The following is a 3,690-nucleotide window of genomic DNA, read 5'->3' on the forward strand; positions in this document are numbered from 1 at the left end:
CGGCGCTGCGCCGCGCGACGCTGGTGGCCGTGACGCGCAAGGCGGTGCCGCGCGAGGAGGCGGAGGCCTGGCTCGACCGGCTGGGCGCGCACGCGCCCGGGGTGCCGCGGCTCCTGCTGCACCTGCGCCCCGACGCCCTCCGCCGCTGGGGCGCGCCGGACGCGGAGCCGGTGTCGGGGCTGGCGGGCGAGCGCGTGCTCGCGGTGTCGGGGATCGGCGACCCGCGCGCCTTCGCGGCGCAGCTGCGCGCGGCCGGGGCCGAGGTCGACGAGGCCGCGCACGGCGACCACCACGCCTTCGACGCCGGCGACGCCGAACGTCTGGCGGCCCGCGCGGCGGCCGCCGACCGCGTCGTCTGCACGCTCAAGGACGCGGTCAAGCTCGGACCGCTCTGGCCTCGCGGGGCGCCCGCCCTGTGGTATGTTTCCCAGCGCGTGGTCGTCGAGCGCGGCGCGCGGGTCCTGGCGGACTCGCTCGACCGGCTGCTCGCGGCGCGCGACGCCGGCGCCCGCGCGCCCGGCTGACCCTCCCGCATCGTGACCCGGCCGGCCCGCCCGGCCGTACCCTCCTCACCATGGCCACCGACCTCCGCCTCCCGACGTCCACGATCGTCCTCCCGGACAAGGATCGCTTCCTCAACGAGGAGAACCCGTTCGAGGCGATGATGTCGCGCTTCGACCGGGCCGCCGCCCTGCTCGACCTGGACCCGGGCATCTACCAGGTCCTGCGGCACCCGGAGAAGCAGATCACGATCAGCGTGCCGGTGATGATGGACAACGGCGAGGTGAAGGTCTTCACCGGCCACCGCGTCCTGTACAACACGTCGCGCGGCCCCGCCAAGGGCGGCATCCGCTTCGACATGGCGGTGACGCTCGACGAGGTGACGGCGCTCGCGGCGTGGATGACCTGGAAGTGCGCCGTGGTGAACCTGCCGTTCGGCGGCGCGAAGGGCGGCGTGGTGTGCGACCCGCTCGGCATGAGCGTCGGGGAGCTCGAGCGGCTGACGCGCCGCTACACCGCCGGCATCATCTCGACGCTCGGCCCGGACTCGGACGTCCCGGCGCCCGACGTCAACACGAACGAGCGCGTGATGGCGTGGATCATGGACACCTACTCCATGCACGTCCGCCACACGGTCACCGCCGTCGTCACCGGCAAGCCGGTCGAGATGGGCGGCTCGCTCGGCCGGCGCGAGGCGACGGGGCGCGGCGTGATGTTCGTGGTGCGCGAGGCGCTGGGCCACCTGCAGCGCCCGATGGCCGGCGCGACGGTCGCGGTGCAGGGGTTCGGCAACGTCGGCTCGGTGGCGGCGCGGCTGCTCGGCCAGCAGGGGTGCAAGATCGTCGCGATCAGCGACCGGACGGGCGGCTACCACAACCCGGCCGGCCTCGACGTCGACGCGGCGATCGCCCACGTGCAGCGCCACAAGACGCTCGAGGGGTTCACCGGCGGCGACGCGCTGACCAACGAGGCGCTGCTGGAGCTCGACGTCGACGTGCTGGTGCCCGCCGCGCTGGAGAACGTGATCACGAGCAAGAACGCGCAGCGCATCAAGGCCCGCATCATCGCCGAGGGCGCGAACGGCCCGACCAGCGCGGGCGCCGACGCGATCCTCGAGGAGAAGGGGATCTTCGTCATCCCCGACATCCTCGCCAACGCGGGCGGCGTGACGGTGTCGTACTTCGAGTGGGTGCAGGACCGCGGCGGCTACTTCTGGTCCGAGGACGTGGTGAACGAGCGCCTGCGCGACATCATGACGCGCAGCTTCCACGACGTGCTCGCCCTGTCGCGGCAGCACCGCGTGAACATGCGCACGGCGGCCTACATGCTGTCGATCAGCCGCGTCGCCACCGTCCACAAGCTGCGCGGCATCTACGCCTGACGGTGCGCCCGGCGCCATGCGGATCGTGCTCGCCGCCGTCGGGCGCCCCCGCGGGGACCTCGCGCCCGCGATCGCCGACTACGAGGCGCGCGCCGGCCGCTACTGGCCGCTCGCGGTGCACGAGGTGCGCGAGGAGCCGGCGCGCGCCCTCGCCGCCGACCAGGTGCGCGAGCGGGAGGGGGCGCGGCTCCTGGAGCGGGCCGCGCCCGGCGGCGTCCTGGTCGCGTGCGACGAGCGCGGCGAGGCGTGGACGTCGGCGCGGTTCGCCGACTGGCTGCGCCGCCAGCGCGACGAGGCGCGCGACGTGACCTTCGCCATCGGCGGCGCCTACGGCCTCGCGCCCGCGGTGCGCGACCGCGCCGGCGTGCGCCTCGCCGTCGCGCCGTGGACGCTGCCGCACGAGATGGCGCGGCTCGTCCTCGCCGAGCAGCTCTACCGCGCCGGCACCATCGCCCGCGGCGAGCCGTACCACAAGTGAACCCCCAGCGAGCCGCGGCCACCGCCGCGAGGTGTCGATGACGCGATGTCCGCGCGCCCCGATGGGGAGCCGTCGGAGGACCCCGTGAGCGGCGCCCGCGTGGCGGCCGCGGCGCCCGCCGCCCCGATCGACGCGCCCGCCGACGCGCCGGCGGTCGAGCTGGAGGTCCGCACCGAGCCGCTCGGCGGCTCCGCGCTCGCCCGCGCGGCGCGCGGCGGCACGCTCGACGCGCACTGGTACCCGCCGCGCCCGGTCGACGCCGCGGAGTGGTCGCTGCACGTCGACGCCATCCGACGGCAGTTCGCGGCCGGCGCGTGGCTGGAGCTGCTGCGCCCCGCGTTCGACGCGCGCGGCGAGGCCGCGGCGCGCCTCGAGCGCAGCGCCGGCGGCGCCGGCATCGTCGTCACCACGGGGCAGCAGCCGGGGCTCTTCGGCGGGCCGCTCTACACGCTGAGCAAGGCGATCTCGGCGCGCGCGCTCGCCGACGCACTCGAGGCGCGGACCGGGATCCCGGTGGCGCCGGTGTTCTGGGCCGCCACCGACGACGCCGACTACGAGGAGGCGCGCGGCACCGTGGTCGCCCTCGACGGCGAGTCGCGCGCGCTGCGGCTGGACGGCGCGCCCGTCGAGGGGACGCCGATGAGCGCGGTCCCGATGGGCGACGAGGTGCCGGCGCTGCTCGACCAGCTCGCGCGCGCGTGCGGCTCCGCGTCCTACGCGCCGGCGCTCGACGCCGCGCGCGCCAGCTACCGCGCGGGCGCCACCGTCGGCGACGCCTACGTGGGGCTGATGCGCGCGCTGCTCGAGCCGCTCGGCATCGCGGTGCTCGACGCGTCGCACGGCGCGGTGCGCGAGGCGGGCTTCAACCTGATGCGGCGCGCGCTGCTGCAGGCGGGCGCGGTCGAGGAGGCGCTGCGCGAGCGCGCCGACGCGATGGCGGCGGCCGGCCACGCGCCGCAGGTCGCCGACGTCGCCGGCCGATCGCTGGTGTTCGCGTACGACGCGGAGGGCCGCAAGGCGCGCGTCGGCGTCGCCGAGGGGCGCGCGATGGTGGCGAAGCTCGCGCGCGGCTCGCTCGGGCCCAACGTGCTGCTGCGTCCCGTCATCGAGCGCACGATCCTGCCGACCGCGGCCTACGTCGCCGGGCCGGGAGAGTACGCCTACTTCGCCCAGGTCTCGGCGGTCGCCGCGGCGCTCGGCGTCCCGCTGCCGCTCGCGGTGCCGCGCAGGTCGACCACCGTCGTCGAGCCGCACGTGCGGCGCGCGCTCGCGCGCGTGGGGCTCGACGTCGCCGACCTCGCGGACCCGCACGCCGCCGAGGGGCGGGTCG

4 protein-coding genes are annotated in these 3,690 nt (G+C 76.5%); all 4 read left to right on the plus strand.

Going from position 1 to position 3,690, the window contains the following annotated elements; genetic code table 11:
- Positions 1 to 524, plus strand: a 524-nt coding sequence (locus PYV61_RS22485; RefSeq protein ID WP_275835892.1) for a tetraacyldisaccharide 4'-kinase, incomplete at its 5' end; no start/stop codon positions are given.
- A gap of 50 nt (positions 525 to 574) precedes the next feature.
- Positions 575 to 1,882, plus strand: coding sequence for a Glu/Leu/Phe/Val dehydrogenase (locus tag PYV61_RS22490; protein ID WP_275835894.1), 1,308 nt, complete (start codon positions 575 to 577; stop codon positions 1,880 to 1,882).
- A 16-nt stretch (positions 1,883 to 1,898) separates the two neighbouring features.
- Positions 1,899 to 2,360 (plus strand): 23S rRNA (pseudouridine(1915)-N(3))-methyltransferase RlmH, encoded by a 462-nt coding sequence (locus PYV61_RS22495; RefSeq protein ID WP_275835896.1) that lies wholly within the window; start codon positions 1,899 to 1,901, stop codon positions 2,358 to 2,360.
- Between the two features lie 84 nt (positions 2,361 to 2,444).
- Positions 2,445 to 3,690: bacillithiol biosynthesis BshC (bshC, locus tag PYV61_RS22500; protein ID WP_275835898.1), on the plus strand; the 1,246-nt coding region annotated here is incomplete at its 3' end.

The organism is Roseisolibacter sp. H3M3-2 (assembly GCF_029211165.1).
Lineage (GTDB): Bacteria > Gemmatimonadota > Gemmatimonadetes > Gemmatimonadales > Gemmatimonadaceae > Roseisolibacter.